The sequence below is a fragment of the Rhodococcus sp. NPDC057014 genome (genome assembly GCF_042673295.1).
Taxonomy (GTDB): Bacteria; Actinomycetota; Actinomycetes; order Mycobacteriales; family Mycobacteriaceae; genus Rhodococcus_F.
In genome coordinates this window covers 63,200-84,511 of record NZ_JBHUSF010000003.1, presented here as the reverse complement: position 1 = coordinate 84,511, position 21,312 = coordinate 63,200, and the positions used below count along the sequence as shown (strand labels likewise).

Sequence of the window (21,312 nt, the reverse complement as noted above, 5' to 3'; positions counted from 1 at the left end):
TGAACGAACCTCCCTGGAGGCATTCATCCCAGATGCTGACGAGTTGTTGCGCGATCGCGTCGTAGTTCGAGGGCGTTTCCGTGAGACTCACGGGCCGATGTTATCTGCGGGGTGGGACCGAACCGCTGGCAAGCCCCCAGGCGATCCGCCAACACGACTGGGACCAGAGTCTGCCGACCACCGCGACATTCTTCCCTGGCGACATCCCCTCTCGTCCGCTCAGAGTGGCTCGTCACGTTGCCGAGCACATCATGGCCCAGGTCGAGGAACCGGCCAACCTCGACAGGTGGCCCACCGTCGAGGGCCGACTGATTACGATCATCTTGATCCGGTGCGGCCTGCGCGCCACAGACGCCTGCACGTTGCCCTTCGATTGCTTGCTCCACGATGGGCAGAAAGCTGCCTACCTGCGCTACTTCAACAACAAAATGCGGCGCGAGGCCGCCGTCCCGATCGATGAGGAACTCGAAAACGAAATCCGCGCCCAGCAGCAGCGGGTTTCGGCCCGCTGGCCCGAACATCACCCGCACTTGTTCCCTGCCCTCACCCGCAACGCCGGCGGTCAGAACCCGATGACCTACTACAGCTATCGAGGCATGCTCAACTCGTGGCCGACCACCTGTGAGGTCCACGACGAGTATGGCCGTCCCGCGCACCTCACGCCACATCAGTGGCGTCACACGTTCGCCTGTCGCCTGATCAACCGGGACGTCCCCCAAGAAGTTATCCGAGTCCTGCTCGATCATGAGTCGAACCAGATGACCGCCCACTACGCCCGGCTCACCGACCAAACTGTCCGGCGCCGGTGGGAGGCGGCGACCAAGGTCAACATCAAGGGCGAAAGGGTCTCGATCGATCCGAAAGGACCACTAGCACAAGCACAATGGGCCAAGATCCGCTACAGTATGGCCACGCAGACCCTCCCCAACGGGTACTGCGGTCTGCCATTGCAGCGAACCTGTCCGCATGCCAACGCGTGCTTAACCTGCCCGGTCTTTCTCACCGGTCCGGAATTCCTGCCCGAACTGCGCGAGCAGCAGCGGCGCACTCTCACACTCATCGATGTGTCCGAACGCAACGGGCAGACTCGCATGGTCGAGATGAACCAACAGGTCATGACCAACCTGGACTGGATGATCGGTGAGGTCGAGAAGGCAGCAGCCGAGGAGGAGACAGAGCATGCGGGTTGACAACTCCCACCACATCATCGCAGCGGCTCGGCGCCGAGCGACCGCTACGCGCCGCCGAGCTGCCGCCGCCCTCCGCCGGATGGACAATGACGGACAGCCGATCTCGTTCGACGCCCTCGCTCGGGAAGCCAAGGTTTCCCGCTCCTGGCTCTATAGCCAGCCCGACCTCCGCGCGGAGGTCGAACGCCTCCGCGACCGGCGGATTCCATCACCTGCCGCCAGGCAAGTTCCCGACCGGCAACGCGCATCCGTCCCATCCCTTCGACGACGACTCGAGGTCGCGACACAACGAAACCGAGAGCTCGAGATCGAAAACCAGCAGTTGCGCGAGGCGCTCGCCATCGCCCTCGGCGAACAACGGGCGTCAGCGATCGTCGGCAGACCCCGCGACACGCCGCGGAGCAAATCTCAAACCATCATCGGACCATGCTGACTGCCGCGTCGACGACACTTCCCGCAACGTGTCCGCGCAGGTCAGCGACCCAGGAACCGCCCGAGCTGAAGATAACCGACGGCCGGTTCACCGCGAACGCCGCCTGGCTGGTCTGCGCGGTGATGGCATTCAACCTCACCCGCGCCGCCGGTACCCTCACCGGCGATCCGAAGCTGACGAGGGCGACCACCGGCACCCTCCGCCGCACCATTGTCTCGGTCCCCGCCCGCGTCGCCTTTTCCGCCCGGAGGTTGACGCTGCACCTCCCGCAGAACTGGCCGTGGGAAACAGCGTGGCGCAACCTGTTCGACAACACCATCGGTCGCACACAGCCGATCCTCGCCTAACGCCCGCGACACCTGCCCGCCCTCGACGCGAAAGTCTCAGTGGAACAACCCGACACGAGAGGTCGGACGCTCAACCATGCCCACACACCGTCCCATGCCACCCAACGAAACTCGCAGCGATCAGGCCAGCGAATCGGTGCATCCGGGCTTAAACGCGACTGTAGTACTACCGGTGCTTCGCCCCAGCCCGACGAGTCGTGTGGTGACCGCTGCGGTCCGGGGGGGCTCCGGCCGGTCGGGGTGATGACCCTGGTCGACGACGTCGATCGGGTGTATGAACCGTCGCAGCGGTTGGTTGGCCTATTGGCCGCCCGATCGTCCGGAGCTCATCATGACCCTACCGCGCAGCGTCGCCGACGTGTTGAGCACGCACACCCTCTTCGAGGTCGAGTGCATCGACCGGATGTACCTCAACGTCTACGTCCCCGGTTTGCAGTACGCCCCAGGCCTGGTCGCCTACGTGCACCGACAGCTCGGGTTGCCGGTCGCCTCCACCGCCCCGTTGGCCAGGATCACCGACCGCTTCGCTGCGGCGGTGCACCGCTTCGCCGACACCCGACACATCCCATGGGTCGACTTCGTCAAGGGTCAGCGTAAGGACGACGTCATGCACGAACACCTGCGGCAGTTCACCGCACCCGAGGGGGTGGTGTTCATCGGCCGGGCCCAGGAAAGGACACCGCTGTTCCGCACCGAGAAGCGCCGCGACGCCGCCGGCAAGAGTTATCCGTGGATCGTCAAGTCCACCGGCATCTTCAACCATTACTACTTCTATTGCGTCGACGCCGACTTCGGCCCGTTCTTCCTCAAGTTCTGCTCGTACTTTCCCTACAACGCCAAACTGTGCATCAACGGCCATCACTGGGCCCAGCGTCAGGCCGCGAGAGCCGGGCTCGGGTTCACCGCACTCGACAACGCCTTCGCCGCCGTCGACGATCCGGCCGCGCTGCAGGCGATCTGCGACCGGCTCACCGATCCACGCATCGATGCCCTGCTCCGGAAGTGGCTGGCGATTCTGCCCGATCCGTTCACCGACGCCGATCGGGACGCCGGCTACCGCTACGACCTGTCGGTGCTGCAGGCGGAGTTCTCCCTGACCCAGATGCTCGACGCCCCGGTCTCCGGGCGGGTGTTCTTCGAACAGGTCATCCGCGACAATCTCGACGTCGGTCGCCCCGATCAGGTCACGCGGTCTTCGACCGCAGGTTGATGCGCCGCGGCCCGCGTGCCACCCCGGGACGATTCCGCATCCGGGTGATCACCGAGGGCGTCACCCCGAGCCTGCACGTCGACTACAAACACACCACCATCAAGCAGTATCACAATTGCGACGTGAGGTCGCACGTAAGGAGTGGCTATGCCGATTGGAGGGTCAGCCGATGCTGAAGACGTAGCCCGGGTCAGTGTCTGAGACCTGTCCCCACCGTGACGTGCGTGACCGCTGCCGCCAGCGGCGGTCGGGTGCGAAGCTCACGGGAAAGCCCAAGAGATCCCGCTCCGTCCGGGGTCCACAGGCGAGGGGAAGGCTGGGCATGGGGTGAATGCCAGTGAACCCTCGCTGATGCCTCGTTAATTGCACATCCTGGGACGGGTTGCGACGCCAGGGTGACAGGGACCGGCCGTTGAAAGGCGGCAGGTGGCGGCCAAGGATTGTGCGCGGCCGCGTGGACACCACCGTCCCCGGGGTACAGGGGGCACCCAATCCCAGCCGTGTCTCATGCGTGTGGAACACGGAAACCCCGTCGGGGTCCGCCACGCCCTCGGGGGTGGCGGTAAGCCGGAGGTAACGAAGGCTCAACTCCCCGGCGGGTACAGGATGCCCAAAAAGCAAATGCCGGCGGCCGAAAGGCGACAGGAAGGCGAACGAGGTCGATCGGCCCTCCGCCGATCGGTTCGTATAACTGGCCGGATACCGGGCCGTGTGCCCGGGCGCGAAAGCGCGCCCACATGGGCAGGTGAGCCTTTGACGACGATCTGCCGAAACAGCTGAAACCCAAGGACAAGTTAGGCGCCTGATGGTGAACGGACCGAAGGACCTCCCGCCGGAGCTGGACCTGGACGCGGTCGATTGGGACCGGGTCGAGTGGTCCACCTGCGAGCGGGAGGTACGGCGACTGCGGCAGCGGATCTTCAAGGCGACGCAGGAGGGCGACTGGCCCAGGGTCAGAAGCCTGCAGAGGCTGATGCTGCGTTCCCGGTCGAACACGCTGGTGAGCGTGCGGCAGGTGACGCAGCGCAATGCTGGGCGCAAGACCGCGGGGATCGACGGGGAGGTTGCGTTGACCTCCGAGGCGCGGGCGGATGTGGCGGTGCGCGTGCACTCGAGCATCCAGACCTGGGAGCCCTCCGCGGTCAAGCGCGTGTACATACCGAAGGCATCAAACCGTGCGAAGCTGAGGCCGCTCGGGATTCCGGTGATAATGGATCGGTGTCACCAATCTCGGGTGCGTAACGCACTCGAGCCCGAGTGGGAAGCCCGGTTCGAACCACGCTCGTATGGGTTCCGGCCGGGCCGCAGCTGCCAGGACGCGATCGGCGCGATCTACGCAACGTGCAAAGGCCCTCGGGCCAAGCGCGTGTGGGCGCTCGACGCGGACCTGGCCTCGGCGTTCGACAGAATCGATCATTCCCGGCTACTCGACGAGCTCGGATCGTTCCCGGCCAGGGAAATGGTCCGGAAGTGGCTCAAGGCCGGGGTGATAGCTCAGCGGTGCAGGACTCGAAGTGCACCAACGAAAGGACACACATGTCCGGCAACAAAGAGCGCAATCGAGAACGGCGGGTTCGCGCCGACCGAGGAGGGTTCTCCTCAGGGCGGTGTGATCAGTCCGTTGTTGATGAACGTCGCGTTGCACGGGCTGGAGGAGGCCGCCGGGGTGCGGTACGCGCCCGGAACTCGTTCCAGGCACACACGGCCAGGCACCCCGGTCGTGATCAGATACGCCGACGACCTGGTCGCGCTCTGCCACACCCGGCAGCAGGCCGAACAGGTCAAGGCGCGGCTCGCGGAATGGCTGGCGCCCAGGGGCCTGTTCTTCAACGAGGGCAAGACGCAGATCGTGCACCTCGGTGAGGAAGGATTCGATTTCCTGGGGTTCAACGTCCGCCGTTACCACTCCAAGCTGCTGATCAAGCCGAGCAAGGCGGCCATCAGGCGGCTCCGGCAACGGCTCGCGTCCGAAATCCGCGCACTGCGCGGATCGAATGCGGCGGCGGTCATCGCCAAGCTCAATCCGATCATTCGGGGTTGGGCAGCCTATTACCGGGGTGTGGTGTCGTCCAAGGTGTTCCACACGCTGGATCATCAGATGTGGAAACTCACCTACAAATGGGCGACATGGCACCACAACAACAAGCCGAAGCAGTGGACCGTCGACCACTACTTCGGCAGGCACAACAGGTTCAGAAACGATCGGTGGGTATTCGGCGACCCCGGAAGTGACGCCTACCTGATCAAATTTTCCTGGACCGACATTGTTCGGCACGTCATGGTCCAGGGCGCGGCCTCACCAGATGATCCCGCCCTGGCCGACTACTGGGCCGAGCGGCGACGAAAGGTCAAGCCCCCGTTGGACAACTACACTCTGCGCCTGCTCGCCAGGCAGGACGCGCGCTGTCCGCTCTGCGGGGACCACCTGCTCACCGCCGAACAGCCGCCACAATCCCCGACCGAATGAGAGCGCTGGTGGCTGCACGTCACCCGTCAGGCAATAGCCGCGGACTACCTCGTCCACCTCGGGCGACCGGCCCCACCGCACAATGATCCAACCCGCCTCGTGCACGCCTCCTGCCGACGCGGGCTCCATGCCCGCCGAGGTCGGAAACCAGCACAGTCAACCTGCACGCCCTCGCGGCTTGCTTGAGCCGTATGCCGCGATGAGTGGCACGTACGGTTCTGAGGGGGATCGGCGGGGCAACCCGCCGGTCCTACCCGGCGGAAGGACGGGCGCTGCGCACCGAAACCACCATCAACGACACCCGCGATTTCCACCTCGGGAAACGACTGACACATCTGCCCGCCCTGCAGGAGATCGGCTTTCACGCCAACCGACGCCTGCTGCGCGTCCAACGACTCAGTCACGACCCGATCACCGGTGCCGACGCCCTCACCACGATCACCGGGCCCGTCACCACCGCCGCCGGCACCCGAGTGCCGGGACTGCGATTCGCCGACGGGCGCAGCCACGCCCTGCTGTCTGCGCTGCTGGTCTTCCGGCTGCACCCGAACGGTTTCATTAACAAGGACCTGCGCAACCTCACCGGCGAGCTGCGCGGACTCGACCCGGGCACGGTGTCCACCGGGCCGATGACCTACGACCTGCGCCGCCTGAAGGCCCGCAACCTCATTGTTCGGATCGAAGGCCCCCACCGCTACCAGGTCACCGACCTCGGACTCGACACCGCGAAGCTCCTCACCTGTGTCCACGATCGGGTCCTACGCACGGGTCTGGCCGAACTTGCCGCCCCGACAACCACTCTCGGCCGCCTGCGAGCAGCTGCCACCGCGTACCGCATCGCCGTCGACACCCTTACCGACACAGCGCAACTCGCGGCCTGAAATATCAAGCAGTCGAACATGACCCGAACTCCTCAAACTTGACTCAATAATCTGGCTACGCCGCTTTTAGCTACCTAGGTGAACACGACGGTGGCATCGACGGGCTGCTCATCCGTGAACAGGGTGAATTGGCCAACTACGCCCAGCGTGCAGCCTACGATTGGGTCGAGCTTCCTATTCCTGTAATTGCCGCAATCTCGGGCAATTGCTTCGGAGGGGGACTACAGATCGCGCTCGGCGCCGATATACGTATCGCGTCTCCGGACGCGAAGTTGTCGATCATGGAGGTCAAGTGGGGACTTGTGCCCGACATGGCCATCACCCAGACACTCCCACGGATAGACGGTATCGATGTCGCCAAGGAACTGACCTTCACCGGACGCATCGTTACCGGTGATGAGGCCAGAACCCTCGGTCTAGTGACCCGCACCGACGATGAACCACTCGCCGCAGCGCTCGCGCTAGCTCGTGAGATCGCAGGAAAGTCTCCTCACGCGGTACGTGCAGCAAAACGACTCTACGACGAAACCTGGACAGGCGCAGATCCTTACGCTGCACTTGTTCTCGAGAGTGAATTGCAGACCGGCCTGTTGGATACCCCCAACCAGGCGGAGGCCGTTGCTGCCGGCCTCGCCAAGCGGACTCCCACGTTCGCCGACCCGGACTGACATATGGGCGGTGGCGCCGAGCCACGTGCCACAGATGCGGCCCCGCCGCGAGCGTTCTCGTCCGATTTGATGAAGGCTTGCCGGACCATTCGCCGCAATCAGTAGGGGCTCGTTCCGGCGCGAATAACCCGGATCAGACCATGCTCCGCTTCGGAGTACTTCTTGCTCCCGCCGTGTCCTACCGCGCATCCGCGATGTAACAGATGCTTTGTGAGCGCCACCACATTGCTTGGTGGCATTTACAAAGCAAAGGAGCTTGCAATGGGCATCAAACCAACTCTTCAGCGGATCCTGGTATTCGGCGCGAACGGTCACATCGGGGGTCCTGCCGCCAGCGCCATCCGACGTGACGCGCCCGACACCTCGCTGAGACTCGTCACACATCGGGCGAGTACCGCAGAGGAATTGGGGAAGCAGTTTCCCGAGGCCGAGGTGGTCATTGCAGACTATTTCGATCTTCCGGCGTTGATCCGTGCCTTCGACGGTGTCGACGGATGTTTCATTGTCACCCCAGACTTTCTGGATGAAGACGTAGCTATGACCAATGTCGTCGCCGCCGCGCGACACCATGGCACTCTTCGCCATCTGGTTCGGCTCGTTGCCGACCCCATCGGCATGACACTGGAACGAGTCCCCGCTGCCCTCATGGCGGTCGGCGGTGGGACCGCTGTACAGCACCTTCGCGCGAAGGCGATCCTCGATCGCAGCGGGCTCCCGGTCACCTACGTCAACAACGCCGCGTACTTCATGGACAACTTCCTGTCGTTCTTCGCGCCTCCGATCCAGCAATTCCGAAAGCTTGTCGTCCCGCGCAACAGGCGCATGGGATTCCTCGACACCACGGATACGGGCGAATGCGCCGCCGCGCTGCTCGTCTCCGACAACGATGTGCACATCGGTCAGATCTACCATCTCGACAACGGACACGACGTCATGCGTTTCGACGAGGTCGCCGAGCTCGCATCGCAGGTACTCGGAGAGACGATCACGTACGACGGCACTGATGAGGGGTTCGAAAAGTACTGCGGCGAAGCGATCCGGGCGTACATCGGCGAACCCGATGCGGTCCAGTACTACCTGGACTACTTCCAATTCGAACAGGATAACGAAACAGGGTGGCGCAAGTCCGATATCGTCGAGTACCTGCTCGGGCGGCCTGCGAAGCGGTTGGAGACCTGGCTGGGAGAGAATCGCGAAGCGGTTTTGGGGATTGCGCCTACCGCGTAAGCCTCGATATCCTGAGTGCAGGGCGGGGATCGTTCTCAGCGGCAACGTTTCCCGCCTTGTCTCATGGAGGTATAACCCAAATGTCGGCGCGACGATCGCACGAGCTTGGTGACCAAACGGAACAGCTCCTACGCCGCGTGGCCGTTGGCCTCTTGGCCGATCTCGATTCGCTATCGACGAAGATCAGCACCAACGTGTCGAAACATCAGCTACCGCCGGCGTCGCTGAACGACACCGCCTATCTGGATGTGCTGCACCGCTCCACAAGTGTGAATGTTGGTGCGTTCCTTTCGACGCTGGCGTACGGGGTCCCCGCGGATTCAGTGGATCCGCCGGAGGGGGCCTTGGAACTTGTGGACCATATCGCATGCAACCCAGAGGGCTTGCCCACACTACTGCGCATCTACAGGCTCGGCGCAGCCGAGTCATGGCAGCAGTTCGCCACATACTTGGGTGAGAATGTGCACGACGCCGCGACGCTGGCAAAGCTGGTACTGGTGGCAAGCGAGCACCTCAACACCTACGCGGACCATGTCGTGCAGTGCCTGAGTGAAAGATGGGGCGAGCGCAGTCGAGAAGCAGCTCGCAGTGGACGCAGACGCGAAGCCGTGCTGAGAGCGCTCCTGGCAGGTGAGAACGTGGACGCCGACGAACTCGCGCACCCGCTGGACCGCTTTCATGTTGCGATCGCGCTACGGCGCTGTGCTAATACTGCAACGGCACTTGCTTGACAGGTAGACGATACTGGTTGTGTGGTCCTCGATCTGGTTGCTGCCGAGTTGGAAGCGTTGCATGAGCGGATCTCCGGTCGGTTCGCCCGGTCGGAGCCGCGGTCCCGGGTCCGTGAATATGTGACGGGTTTGGTTGCGGGTCTGGAACGCAAGAACGGGTGGACCCTCGCCGAGCGGGCCGGCGAAATGAGCCCGGACGGGATGCAACGGCTGCTGCGGCGGGCGGACTGGGACGTCGACGGGGTCCGCGACGACGTCCGTGACTACGTGGTCGAACGCCTCGGCGATCCGGCCGGTGTGTTGATCGTCGATGACACCGGATTCTTGAAGAAGGGCACCCGCTCGGCCGGGGTGCAACGCCAGTACTCGGGCACCGCCGGGCGGGTGGAAAATTGTCAGATCGGGGTGTTCCTCGCCTACGCGAGCACGGCCGGGCACGCGCTCATCGACCGGGAGCTGTACCTGCCCGAGTCGTGGACCTCCGACCGGGACCGGTGCCGCGCCGCCGGGATCGGTGACGAGGTGGAGTTCGCGACCAAACCGAGACTGGCGCAACACATGATCGAACGCGCCCTCGACGCCCGGGTCCCGTTCTCCTGGGTCACCGCCGACGAGGCCTACGGGCAGGTGAAGTACCTGCGGGTCTGGCTCGAGGAACGCGATGTTTCGTATGTGTTGGCTACCCGGTGCAACGACGATGTGTTCACCCCGCACGGTCGCGCCGGTCGCGCCGACGAGATGATCGCCGCGGTCCCGGCAAAGCAGTGGCGCCGGATCTCCGTCGGCGACGGCGCACACGGGCCGCGGGAGTATTCCTGGGTGCGGATCCCGATCCGGATCGCCTGGGCACCCGGGCGCGGGCACTGGCTGCTCGCCCGCCGATCCCTCTCCGATCCGACCGAGATCGCGTACTACATCTGCGCCGGACCCCGCCGCACCACGCTCACCGAACTCGCCACCATCGCCGGCTCCCGGTGGCGGGTCGAGGAATGCTTCCAGCAGGCCAAGAACGAGGCCGGCCTCGACCAGTACCAGGTACGGACCTACCGGGCCTGGTACGCCCACATCACCTTGTCGATGCTCGCCCTCGCCTGGCTCGCCGGAACGAAAACCGAAGCGGTAAAGGGGGAATCGGGATCGAAGATCAGGGCATGATCGCGTACACGCTACCCGAGATCCGCCGCCTGCTCGTGCAACTGATCCTGCGACACGCCCACCCGGACGAGCACATCTGGTCCTGGTCGAACTGGCGACGGCGCCGACAACACCAGGCCCGCACCTCCCACTACCGACGTCGCGGACACCTCCCATAAGTGCCGTTGCAGTACTAATACACGGTCCGATTCGCCTGCTCGATTGGGTGAGATCGTTCGTCGTCTGCTCCCCGGCGTCCCGTGGGTCGACCTCGAAGGCTACGACGGAACTCAAATGTTGTGGATATCGCCAACCGCACCGCCGGATCATGAATTGCTTCACCGACTCGGCGCTTCGGTCGGTCCAGGAAAGCTCGTAGCGGTGTCCGATGTCGCTACCGGACGTGAGGGATTCGTCGCGGTTGCCCGCGAGGCTCGTGACACCCTGCACGTTCTCGAAAGGCTTCACCCGGCCGGCGGGGCAGTGACATTTCGGCAGGCGGCGCTACTCGTCACACTTCTCGCCGAGCCCGATCGCGCTCGGCGATTCGCAGAAGTGATACTCGGGCCGTTGTCCGCTCGAACCGACGACGCCGAGCGAATGAGGACTACCCTTCGGGCCTACTTCGGCTGTGGGGGAAGCAAGATCGCGGCAAGCTCGGTATTGCACCTTCACGAGAAGACGGTGGCCTATCGACTCCGCCGTGCCACTAATCTACTCGGAGTCTCGATCGACGAACACCGCCTCGATCTGGAGGCCGCGCTATCCGTGTTCGCAGCGATGTCATAGCCGCGCACACGGGTCGACTAATTCGTAGCGCGCCCCAACCAGTCATGAAACACATCCTGTGTGTCCGCACCCGACGGCCGCGGACCGGACGGCGCGGACGCAGGGGTCCGGGAAAAGCGCGGCGCCGGTGCAGGCTGACGCACACCGTCGACCTCGGTGATGATCGCGCGGTGCACCATGTGCGGCTCCGAGGCGACCTCGTCCAGCGACAGGACGGGCGAGACGCAGGCGTCGGTGCCGGAAAACATGGCACACCAGTGATCTCGATCCTTGCTCGCAATCACATCCGAGAGATGTTTGCGGAGGACCGGCCACTGATCGCGGTCATTCTGTTCGGGCAGAACGTCGGCGCTCAGTCCCAGTCCGTCGAGCAGCTGCGCATAGAACTGCGGCTCCAGCGCACCCACGGCGATCCACTTGCCGTCAGCACACTGATAAGTGTCATAGAAGGGAGCACCGCCATCGAGCAAGTTGACGCCACGCTGGTCGGTCCAGACCCCTGCACTGCGCATCGCCCAAACCATCTGCATCAGGACGCTTGTGCCATCGACCATGGCAGCATCGATGACCTGACCGAAACCGGAGGTCTGCCTCTCGAACAGTGCGGAGAGGATGCCCACGAGAAGAAGCATCGATCCACCGCCGAAGTCACCCACCAGGTTGAGGGGTGCGACCGGTTTGTTCCCGGCAGTTCCGATCGAATGCAGTGCGCCGCTGAGGGCGATGTAGTTGATGTCGTGCCCTGCCCGGGAGCTCAAGGGGCCGCTCTGTCCCCATCCCGTCATGCGCGCGTAGATGAGTCGCGGATTCACACCCGCGCACTCGTCCGGGCCGACACCCAGGCGCTCTGCAGTCCCAGGCCGAAAGCCCTCGATCATGACATCGGTGACAGCGGCGAGCGCGAGGACCTCCTCGCGGCCCTTGGGCGACTTCAGATCGACATGGACGGACCGTCGGTTGCGAAGCATTTGGTCGGGATGCCCACCGACAATATCCAGCCCGCCCGACGGACGCTCGACCCGCACCACGTCGGCGCCGAGGTCACCGAGGATCATTGCAGCGTGGGGAGCTGGGCCGATTCCGGCCAGCTCGAGTACTTTCAAACCCTGAAGTGGTCCAACCATCGTTTGTGCCTTTCATGTCGAAGCGAGCTGCTCATGGCGTGCGCGGATCCGCTGGAGGGGTGGCGGACTCGAACTTTCTAGGTACGAGGCTCGGTCGAAGGGATAGGAGGTCTGCCCGCGTGGTGCTACCCGGGAATTGCTGAGGCGACACTTCCATGATTGCGCTACCGGAGTTGTGGTCCACCCTCTGGATCGGAAGATCGGTGAGAGAGACGCTTCTTCGTTCGATCCTCCGACCAGGACTTTGCGCTGAAGCCGTCTCCGCGGTGTGAGCCCGGAGAGTTACGAACTGGCGGAAATACTTGACGTGTTCTTCATCGACCAGCCCCGGTAGCAGCAGCAACCAACATCGTGCAATCCGAACAGGCGAACGGCGTGCGCCGACTGTCAAGTGCCGGACGCCATACGACAGATCTACAACCAACCGCGCGACATCGTCAGGGTCGACGTCATCGCGAAGATCCGCCTGTGAGATCGCTCGACAGACGAGGTCTCGGATCGCGGTCACCAGCGTGGTCAATATCGGAGCGATGTCAGAAAGACAGTCTCCGACTTCGGCCGACAATCTGAACGCACTCTGGATAAGGGTGTTCCGCTCACCCGCCACAGCGACCACGAAGGAAATGTCGATCAGCGCTTCGAGGGCCGGCGACCGTGCCTGTAGGGGACTCGTACACAGAGTGACGAGCTGGAGTATGCCTTCCTCGACCACGGCTCGCGCGAGCGATATCTTGGACGGGTAGTGGCAGTACACGGCGCCTTTGGTCAACTGCAGGCCTTCCGCGATGCCTCGGATCGTGGTTCTGGAGTGGCCCAATCGTCCGAACTCCTGCGCCGCCACGTTGCGAATCTGCAGTGCGGTCCCGTCCAGGGGGTTGCACCTGGGCATCACCGGTCACCAGTCACGATTGGAGCCAGAATGAGCGCTCGTTGGTCCGCAATCGTGCGGAGTGGTAGTTTCGGACTCCTTTTGGATAGACGAATGACGAAGAAAGAGCAATCATTCTGATGTACAAAAGAAAGAGCTGAGTTCGCGATCCCACATCCTGTGCGAGTCGCGCGGGACCCCGAAGAAATAAATGTGCAAGTGTGATCATTACCTGGACGAAGAGAGCAATCATTTGTAACCGTCTTGTTCTGGAGTTCCGGACCGCACGCGAACGTCGGGTGGTAGGTGAGCAAGTCCTCGGCCCTTCGGCTGTCGGCTTTCGGCGCGTCGAAAGGCCGAGGACTGCTTCGTAGTCGATCCCTACGTCGCCACAGTCGAAGGCACCATGAGTTCTTGGAAAAGAGACTGCGTGCGGAACAGCTCGGCGTGGGCCTGCGTAACGATACGTCGTACTAGGTCGCCGGCAGTGGGGATGTCCTCGATGAGACCCTGCACCATTCCGACAGTCCATATTCCGGCCTCGGGGTCGCCGAGCTCGTAGACCTTGCGGCCACGGACGCCGGCAACCAACTCCCGAACGTCGGGGAACTGTCCGCCTCGATCGAGGATGTCGACTACTTCACGGCTGACGGTGTTACTGGATACGCGAGCAGAGTTGCGCAGTGGCCGGAAGATGAGTTCGGTATCTCGCTCATCGGCGGCAACAATTGCATCCTTGATATTCTGGTGAATCGGAGATTCGGCCGTACACATGAATCGTGTTCCCATGTTGATACCGTCGGCGCCGAGTACCAGGGCTGCGGCCAGACCGCGACCGTCAGCGAAACCGCCCGACGCGATCATCGGAATAGTCAGCTCACGTGCCGCGGTGGGAATCAGAACAAGGCCGGGTATGTCGTCCTCACCAGGATGCCCGGCGCACTCGAACCCGTCGATACTGACCGCGTCGACTCCCACCCGTTCGGCTTTGATGGCGTGCCGGACGCTGGTGCATTTGTGCAGAACCTTGACGCCGTGTTCCTTGAACAGCTCAATGTGAGGTTCAGGATTGGATCCTGCTGTTTCGACGATCGTGATTCCCGCATCGATGATCGCGCGCCGGTACTCGTCGTAAGGCGGCGGTGTGATCGAGGGGAGGATGGTCAGGTTGACCCCGATCGGCTTGTCCGTGAGGGCTCGCGCCCGTTCGATCTCTGCGACGAGATTCTGGGGAGTGGGTTGAGTCAACGCGGTGATCATGCCCAGGCCGCCGGCCTCGGAGACCGCGGCGGCAAGTGCGGCCCGACCCACCCATTGCATTCCGCCCTGCACGATCGGGTGCTCGACACCGAAGGCTTCGGTGAACTTCGTGGTCAGTGTGGTGTTGGTCATCGTCCTGGCCCTACTCGAGGATTCCGCCCGTGGCGGCGACGGCTTCCAGCGACGCCGGGGGCCGCAGGTGATCGCCATAGCGGTCGGCGAGTTCGTGTGCGCGTATCACGAACCCCGCCGGTCCACCGGGGTGGCCGTTGATGTATTGAACGACGCCGCCGGTCCACGACGGGTATCCGATGCCCAACAGCGATCCGACATTGGCGTCGGCGACCGAAGTCAGTACACCTTCATCGAAGCAACGCACGGTCTCGATTGCCTCGGCGAACAGCAACCGCTCCTGCAGATCGACAAACGGGATCGACACCTCGGGTTTGGTGAATTCGGTCCGCAACCCGGGCCAGAGGCCGAGACGGGTGCCGTTGTCGTCGTAGTCGTAGAACCCGGCACCGGCCGCCCGGCCGGGGCGCCCGAACTGTTCCACAAGTTTGTCGATCACAGCCTCGCTGTGATGAGGTGTCCACGGCTCGCCGGCCGCCTCGGTGGCGGCTCGGGTCTCGAGGCGGATCTTGCGCACGAGCCGTGCGGTTAGCTCATCGATGAGCTGTAGTGGTCCGGCGAGGTACCCGATTTGAAGTGCGGCTTGCTCTACGGTGGCCGGGTCGACGCCTTCCGCTACGGCACCGACCGCCTCGTTCAGAAAGGCGATGATGACGCGGGTGGTGAAGAAGCCACGGCTGTCGTTGACAACGATCGGGGTCTTACGAATTTGCCGGGCGTAGTCGAAGGTTCGCGCAAGTGTTTCGTCCGATGTGTTCTGTCCGCGAATGATTTCGACCAACGGCATTTTGTCGGCGGGTGAGAAGAAGTGAAGTCCGATGAACTTGTCCTGCTTTTTCACTTCCTCCGCGAGGTCGGAGATGGGGAGGGTCGAGGTGTTGGACGCGAGTATCGCGTCCGGGTCGACGATATCCTGAATTTCCTGGAAGACACTCTGTTTGAGGCCGGGGTCTTCGAAGACCGCCTCGATGACGAAGTCCACTCCTGCGAAGTCGGTAGGGTCGTCGGTGGGGTGAATGCGGTCGAGGAGTGCTTGCGAGGTGGTTTCGTCGGTTCGCCCGGCTTTGAGTGCCTTCGCTTCCACGCTCTGCGCGTACTTCTTCCCGCGCTCGGCGGCCTCGAGTGTGGTGTCCTTGAGGACGACGTGAATTCCCGCCTTGGCGGAAACGTAGGCGATACCCGCACCCATCATGCCGGCGCCCAGGACCCCGACTTTGGTTACCGGAACTCGATCGATACCGTCGGGCCGGCTCTCTCCCGAGTTGATCCGCGCGAGGTCGAAAAAGTTCGCCTTGATCATATTGGACGAGACCTGGTCGGTGGCGAGGCTGACGAAGTAGCGAGTCTCGATCAACGACGCGGTGTCGAAGTCGACCTGGGCACCCTCGACAGCAGCTGCAAGAATAGCGCGCGGTGCGGAAAGCGGTGCTCCTCGAAGTTGCTTGCGCAGGAGGGCAGGAAGTGCCGGAAGATTGGCGGCGAAGACCGGATCAGCAGGTGTGCCGCCGGGGATCTTGTGCTTCTCGAGATCCCAAGGCTGCCGGGCGTCGGGGTGAGCCTGAATCCAGGATTTCGCGGCGGGCAGCAGATCGTCTGCTGAGGTGACGAGTTCGTCGATCAGCCCGAGTTCGGCGGCCTGGGCGGCGCCGCGGCGCTGTCCATGCAACAGGAGTGCAGTCAACGCCTTCTGAATGCCGAGCAGACGGACCGTGCGTACGATGCCGCCGGCTCCGGGCAGCAGGCCCAAGGTCACTTCGGGCAGGCCGACCACGACCGCGCGGTGGTCCACGGCGATGCGGTGATGTGCGGCGAGGGCGATTTCGAGTCCGCCGCCGAGTGCGGCGCCATTGATCGCCGCGACGACGGGACGGTTGAGGGTTTCCAGTCGCCGGAGCTGCGACTTCAGCCCGTTGGCGAAGTCGGTGAACTTCTGTGCGTCGCCGGGGCCGGCGGTGACCAGGTCATTCAGGTCGCCCCCAGCGAAGAACGTATTCTTGGCCGAGGCCAGGACCACGCCCGTGACCGAGTCGATTTCGGCTTCGAGCCGATCGAGGACGGTATTCATCGAGGAGAAGTAGTTGGCATTCATCGTGTTCGCCGACTGATTCGGGTCGTCGAAGGTGAGGACGACGACCCCGTCGGTATCCTGCTGCCAGCGGATGGTTTCAGTGCTGTTCATGATGGCTCGGTCCTCAGATTCGCTCGATGATGGTGGCGATGCCCATGCCGCCGGCGACGCACAGCGTGACGAGGGCGCGTCGGTCACCGCGTCGCTCCAGCTCGTCGATGACGGTTCCCACGAGCATCGCGCCCGTGGCACCGAGGGGGTGACCCATTGCGATGGATCCACCGTTGACGTTCAGTTTCTCGTCGGGAATGTTGAGGTCCTTCTGGAACTTGAGGACCACCGAGGCGAAGGCCTCGTTCAGCTCGAACAGGTCGATGTCGTCGACAGAGAGTCCTGCGAGATCGAGCGCCTTCTGAGTTGCCGGTGTCGGGCCTGTGAGCATGATGGTCGGGTCGGCTCCGGTTACCGCGGTGGCGACTATGCGGGCGCGAGGAAGCAGCCCGAACTTTTCGCCTGCCGATTCGGTTCCGACCAGAATCACCGCTGCGCCGTCGACGATGCCGGAACTGTTGCCGCCGTGGTGAACGTGGTTGATCTTCTCGACGGCTGTGTATTTCTGGAGGGCGACGGCGTTGAAACCGCCGGCCTCGCCGAGTCCGGCAAAGGCAGGTTTGAGTCCTGCGAGCGATTCGAGTGTGGTGGCGGGACGTCGATGTTCGTCGTGGTCGAGGAGAGTGATGCCGTTCATGTCCTTCACCGGTACGACGGACTTGGCGAAGTATCCGCCGGACCATGCGCGCTCGGCGCGGGTCTGTGATCGAACGGCGTAGCCATCGACATCCTCACGCGTGAAGCCCTCGATTGTCGCGATCAGGTCGGCACCGATGCCCTGTGGGGCGAAATGCAGGTCGTAGTTGGTAGTCGGGTCGTTGAACAGTGCTCCGCCGTCGGAACCCATCGGTACCCGCGACATCGATTCCACACCGCCGGCGATGACCAACTGTTCGAACCCGGACCGAACCTTCTGTGCGGCCAGATTGGTTGCCTCGAGCCCGGAAGCGCAGAATCGATTGATCTGGATGCCGGCGACGGTGTTCGGCAGCCCCGCCGCGAGTGCAGCGGCGCGGGCGATGACGCCACCCTGGTCACCGACAGGGGAGACGACTCCGAGCACGATGTCGTCGACAGCCGTCGGGTCGAGCTGAGGGAAGCGTACGGAGAGTTCACGAATCAGCCCGACCACGAGATCGACAGGCTTCACCCCGTGAAGGGCGCCCCGTTTGCCCTTTCCGCGGGGCGTTCGAATCGCCTCGTATACAAATGCTTGTTCTGACACAGTTGTGGCCCTCCTGGCAGTTGGCGTGTGCTACATCGCATGGATGGTGTGGTCGATCGACGGACGACGCCGCAGATCCGTGGATTGTGTACGCAACCAGCACAAGTAGGGCGCGCACGGTGCGATTCAGCGTAGATCCCTGGCTGCAACCAGTCAAGACTGACTGTTAATGTCTGTAGGCATGTCTGAGGGCTGGCCGTCGACGCGCCGGATCCGGGGTATCGGTGTCGACGGAGCGGCTGTCCTGTGTCAGCGAATCGTCCTTGAGGCCGACGCGGACCTGGGGTGAGGAATCTCGAGTGGCGAACTTGGTCTTGGTCAAGGCTGCTGGCAGACCGGGGATCCGGAGAATTTCGCCATTGGATCTTGCTTGATTCACGTGAGTGGCCGCGGTGGAGGATCTGCGAAACGCGGATGACGGCGTCGAGGCAGATCGCTGCATCCGCATCGAAAAAGCCCAGCTCAACCAGCCATACATGGCCCTCTGCGCACTCGGCAGCAGCTTCGCTTACGTGCTCCCATCCAGCCCGAACGATCAGAATGCGAGCAAACCGTAGTGGCAGGCGAGCAGCACGAGCAAGATTCAGTGACAAAAAGGACGATCAACTGTCACAGGACGGCGGTGGCGCAGAGGCGGTGCCGGTGCAGCAAGAAGGCTGTGGGTCCTCGTCGCACTTGTCGCCGAGTTGTCTCGTAACCTGCGGTTTCGCGCAGCTTTCTCACCGTTCTGTCGGTGGCTTTGTCATCGAAAGGTCGCTGTCCTCGGGCAAGGGCCCGTTTCTACCGCTCGGCGGAGCCTGCCGCCCAATACGCATGAGTCGCTGACCTGGAGGTTTGTTAGTCATCCGGTTTGCCGACGACGAGTTGGCGACAGAATCGTGAGAAGGGCGAGAGTAGCGTGAGAACCTGCAAAGGCATCGGTGCACCTCAGTGCGCTCACATCCCGTGACGTGCCCGCATGTCGTTGAAGACTGATGCCACACGTACGACGTCTCCGGTTGTGGGGGCATGAATCATCTGCCCGTTCCCGATGTAAATGGCGACGTGGCCGGGACCGTTGGGGCCCCAGTTCCCGAACAGCAGGTCGCCGGGCACTGCCTCCGAGAGGGGCCGTTCGACCCCGACGTTCCATTGGGTTTCCGAGGTGCGGGGCAATGTGACCTGGCCGGCGGTTGCGGTGTATATCGCGTACGACGTCAGGCCGGAGCAGTCGAATCCGCCCTGGGACGGTCCGTGGATGTTACCGCCGCCCCACACGTAGGGAAGGCCGAGGAAGTTCATGGCGCTTTCGACCACCCGCGCGCCCAGCTCGGACAGGACCGGTCCGCCGAAGGGGGAGAGCAGTCGGGCGAAGTAGTCCTGCGATGCACGGATCTTTGCGACGTACGGTTTGGTCTGGTTCTCGTAGTCGGGACTGCCGGAGGGCATGCCGCCGGACGCGAGCACGGCGCCTGCCCCGGCGTTGTAGCCGGCGATCGCGAGGTCGAGCGTGTCCCCACGGACTCGTCCTTGGTGCTTCCATGTGTCGATCTGGTTGTACATGTCGCACAACAGCTGTCCCGACGCCATGACAGAGTCCGCGACGCCGAGGATGTCGGCGGTGCCGTCGCCGTCGGCGTCCTTGCCGTAGGTGCGCCAGGTGCCCTCCATGAACTGGCCGGGACCTTTCGCGCCGACCGGTGACACCGGCGCCGAGGGTCCATAACGGAACCCGTTCTCGGCGGAATAGAGCGCCGCCAGAGTGGGCGCTGTGATCCCGTCACACAATGTGCCGGCCTTGGTAAACCAGGGTACGAAGGTAGCGAACGCATTGCCGGGGGCGAAGGTGAGGCGGGGCAGCACGCTGCTGATCGGTGTGGGAAACACAGTTTCGGTGCCGATGTCGGCGTTGTTTGTGTTTGCCCCGCTCGAGACGCCGGGGCTGTCCGCGCTGCCGAGCTCGGATACGACACGACCCTCGGTCGGTGGCGCGGGTGTTGCAGGGGGTGAGTCCGGGCGTGGTGGTGTGTCGGCGGGTGGGAGCGGGGGTGCGGCCGGGGCCGGAGGGGGTATCACCCCGGACAGGGCCTGTGCGGCGTTGTCGATACCCTGCTGCGCAATTTGCTGGACGGGGGCGGGAAGTGTAGCCAGTACATCCCCGACCTGCTGATCTAGGGCAGGTGCTGTCTGCTCGACCGCGGCCAGGGTGTCGGTGACTTGCGTCTTCACCTCTGGGGGCAGGTCAGTGTTGTTTGCGGCGCCACCGGCGGCGATCACGATCGCCGCAATGATGGCGGAGGGGTCGGACATCGTTCACTCGTTTCTCTACATCGGACAGGCGTCGTCGGATTCCGGTGCCGGGCTCGCTCGTGCGGTGAGTTCGGTCACGGAGTGCTCCAATCGTGGACGTCGATGGCGCCGAGTTCCTCTGTCACGGAATCGAAGTCGCTGTAGAGGTCGTGTTCTTCGAAGCTTTCCTGGATGGCGATCTGGGCGCTCTCGGGCAGGGTATGCAGGATCTCGCGGACCCGTTCCTGCCGGCGGGCGACGGCCTGGCGGAACGGCATCCCCGGGGTGGCCTTCATCTGCGGGACGATGCCCTCGACGTCGTCGACACCACCGGCGTGGTGGCCGGCGTCGACCATGGCCTGTTCGGCGGCCATGGTGGCCTCGTCCTTTTCCTCGGACATGCCGATCGGGCCGATCATGGTGCCGTTGAGGAACTGTTTGACCACTGGTTCGTCCGAGGTCAGTAGCACCTCGCGGGGTCCGAACATCACCAGCTTCCGGCGGAAGAGCATGCCGATGTTGTCCGGCACCGTCCGCGCGAGGTTGATGTTGTGCGAGACGATCAGGATCGTCGCGTCGATCTCGGCGTTGATGTCGATCAGCGTCTGGCTGATGTAGGTGGTGCGCACCGGGTCCAGGCCGGAGTCCGGCTCGTCGACGAGGATGATTTGCGGGTCCAGCACCAGCGCCCGGGCCAGGCCGGCCCGCTTGCGCATACCGCCGGAGATCTCCCCGGGCAGCTTGTCCTCGGCCCCGAGCAGGCCGACGAGTTCCATCTTCTCCATCACGATCTTGCGGACGTCCGACTCGGATTTCTTGGTGTGCTCGCGCAGCGGGAAGGCCACGTTGTCGTACAGGTTCATCGATCCGAACAACGCGCCGTCCTGGAACAGCACCCCGAACAGCTTGCGGATCTCGTAGAGCTCCTTGGACGAGCATTCGAGAATGTTGGTGCCGTCGATCACGATCGAGCCCTGTTCCGGACGGAGCAGACCGATCAGCGACTTCAGGAACACCGACTTACCGGTGCCGGACGGCCCGAGTAGCGCGCTGACTTCACCGGCGGGGAGGGTCAACGACACGTCCTGCCAGATCCTCTGTGAGCCGAACGACTTGGTCAGGTCGCTGACTGAAACTTCGACACCCATCGAGTCTTCCTTACGTCGATTCGTGAATTTG

At 63.5% G+C, this 21,312-nt stretch carries 17 protein-coding genes and 2 pseudogenes; 12 read left to right on the top strand and 7 right to left on the bottom strand.

Annotated elements, in window-relative coordinates; all coding sequences use genetic code 11:
- The first annotated feature begins 251 nt into the window (after positions 1 to 251).
- From ACFTZB_RS01360 to ACFTZB_RS01305, 12 genes and pseudogenes are all read left to right on the top strand, one after another.
- Entirely contained in the window at positions 252 to 1,190 is a 939-nt protein-coding gene (locus ACFTZB_RS01360; protein ID WP_378429745.1) for a tyrosine-type recombinase/integrase, read from the top strand.
- Positions 1,180 to 1,623 carry a DUF6262 family protein gene (locus tag ACFTZB_RS01355; RefSeq protein WP_378429744.1) on the top strand — a complete coding sequence of 148 codons (444 nt, stop codon included), beginning with the start codon at positions 1,180 to 1,182 and terminating at the stop codon, positions 1,621 to 1,623. Before ACFTZB_RS01360 ends, ACFTZB_RS01355 begins: the two co-directional genes overlap by 11 nt.
- An 80-nt stretch (positions 1,624 to 1,703) precedes the next feature.
- Positions 1,704 to 1,970 (top strand): annotated as a pseudogene (locus ACFTZB_RS01350) (transposase); the annotation flags it as partial.
- Positions 1,971 to 2,301: 331 nt separating this feature from the next.
- Positions 2,302 to 3,180, top strand: a complete 879-nt coding sequence (locus ACFTZB_RS01345) for a hypothetical protein (RefSeq protein WP_378429743.1) — start codon at positions 2,302 to 2,304, stop codon at positions 3,178 to 3,180.
- Positions 3,181 to 3,985: 805 nt separating this feature from the next.
- A complete protein-coding gene (locus ACFTZB_RS01340) occupies positions 3,986 to 5,647 on the top strand; it encodes a reverse transcriptase domain-containing protein (protein WP_378429742.1) in 1,662 nt (553 codons plus the stop codon).
- Between the two features lie 203 nt (positions 5,648 to 5,850).
- Positions 5,851 to 6,528 carry a hypothetical protein gene (locus ACFTZB_RS01335; protein WP_378429741.1) on the top strand — a complete coding sequence of 226 codons (678 nt, stop codon included), beginning with the start codon at positions 5,851 to 5,853 and terminating at the stop codon, positions 6,526 to 6,528.
- A 92-nt stretch (positions 6,529 to 6,620) separates the two neighbouring features.
- A pseudogene (locus tag ACFTZB_RS01330) lies at positions 6,621 to 7,196 on the top strand (enoyl-CoA hydratase-related protein); the annotation flags it as partial.
- 210 nt (positions 7,197 to 7,406) lie between these two features.
- Positions 7,407 to 8,423: an SDR family oxidoreductase gene (locus ACFTZB_RS01325; RefSeq protein ID WP_378429740.1), complete on the top strand. Its 1,017-nt coding sequence runs from the start codon at positions 7,407 to 7,409 to the stop codon at positions 8,421 to 8,423.
- Between the two features lie 152 nt (positions 8,424 to 8,575).
- The gene (locus ACFTZB_RS01320; RefSeq protein ID WP_378429739.1) at positions 8,576 to 9,154 is read left to right on the top strand and encodes a hypothetical protein; all 579 of its coding nucleotides are present in this window, start codon (positions 8,576 to 8,578) and stop codon (positions 9,152 to 9,154) included.
- A 21-nt stretch (positions 9,155 to 9,175) separates the two neighbouring features.
- Positions 9,176 to 10,309, top strand: coding sequence for an IS701-like element ISRhosp4 family transposase (locus tag ACFTZB_RS01315; protein ID WP_378429738.1), 1,134 nt, complete (start codon positions 9,176 to 9,178; stop codon positions 10,307 to 10,309).
- Entirely contained in the window at positions 10,306 to 10,467 is a 162-nt protein-coding gene (locus tag ACFTZB_RS01310; protein ID WP_005569480.1) for a hypothetical protein, read from the top strand. The genes ACFTZB_RS01315 and ACFTZB_RS01310 overlap by 4 nt, the downstream gene beginning before the upstream one ends.
- 43 nt (positions 10,468 to 10,510) lie before the next feature.
- On the top strand, positions 10,511 to 11,077 hold the full coding sequence (locus ACFTZB_RS01305; protein WP_378429737.1) for a PucR family transcriptional regulator: 567 nt from the start codon (positions 10,511 to 10,513) through the stop codon (positions 11,075 to 11,077).
- A gap of 17 nt (positions 11,078 to 11,094) precedes the next feature.
- Here the strand turns inward: ACFTZB_RS01305 and ACFTZB_RS01300 are convergent, their stop codons facing one another.
- The 7 genes from ACFTZB_RS01300 to ACFTZB_RS01270 all read right to left on the bottom strand — a co-directional run bounded on the left by ACFTZB_RS01300 (position 11,095) and on the right by ACFTZB_RS01270 (position 21,281).
- Positions 11,095 to 12,201 carry a CaiB/BaiF CoA transferase family protein gene (locus tag ACFTZB_RS01300; protein WP_378429736.1) on the bottom strand — a complete coding sequence of 369 codons (1,107 nt, stop codon included), beginning with the start codon at positions 12,199 to 12,201 and terminating at the stop codon, positions 11,095 to 11,097.
- A 31-nt stretch (positions 12,202 to 12,232) separates the two neighbouring features.
- Positions 12,233 to 13,090 carry a TetR family transcriptional regulator gene (locus ACFTZB_RS01295; RefSeq protein ID WP_378429735.1) on the bottom strand — a complete coding sequence of 286 codons (858 nt, stop codon included), beginning with the start codon at positions 13,088 to 13,090 and terminating at the stop codon, positions 12,233 to 12,235.
- Positions 13,091 to 13,450: 360 nt separating this feature from the next.
- Positions 13,451 to 14,461 (bottom strand): NAD(P)H-dependent flavin oxidoreductase, encoded by a 1,011-nt coding sequence (locus tag ACFTZB_RS01290; protein ID WP_378429734.1) that lies wholly within the window; start codon positions 14,459 to 14,461, stop codon positions 13,451 to 13,453.
- A gap of 10 nt (positions 14,462 to 14,471) precedes the next feature.
- Positions 14,472 to 16,640, bottom strand: a complete 2,169-nt coding sequence (locus ACFTZB_RS01285) for a 3-hydroxyacyl-CoA dehydrogenase NAD-binding domain-containing protein (protein ID WP_378429757.1) — start codon at positions 16,638 to 16,640, stop codon at positions 14,472 to 14,474.
- A 13-nt stretch (positions 16,641 to 16,653) separates the two neighbouring features.
- The gene (locus ACFTZB_RS01280) at positions 16,654 to 17,865 is read right to left on the bottom strand and encodes an acetyl-CoA C-acetyltransferase (RefSeq protein ID WP_378429733.1); all 1,212 of its coding nucleotides are present in this window, start codon (positions 17,863 to 17,865) and stop codon (positions 16,654 to 16,656) included.
- Positions 17,866 to 18,801: 936 nt separating this feature from the next.
- Positions 18,802 to 20,154, bottom strand: a complete 1,353-nt coding sequence (locus ACFTZB_RS01275; protein WP_378429732.1) for an NlpC/P60 family protein — start codon at positions 20,152 to 20,154, stop codon at positions 18,802 to 18,804.
- Between the two features lie 74 nt (positions 20,155 to 20,228).
- Positions 20,229 to 21,281: an ABC transporter ATP-binding protein gene (locus tag ACFTZB_RS01270; RefSeq protein WP_378429731.1), complete on the bottom strand. Its 1,053-nt coding sequence runs from the start codon at positions 21,279 to 21,281 to the stop codon at positions 20,229 to 20,231.
- Between the last annotated feature and the right edge of the window lie 31 nt (positions 21,282 to 21,312).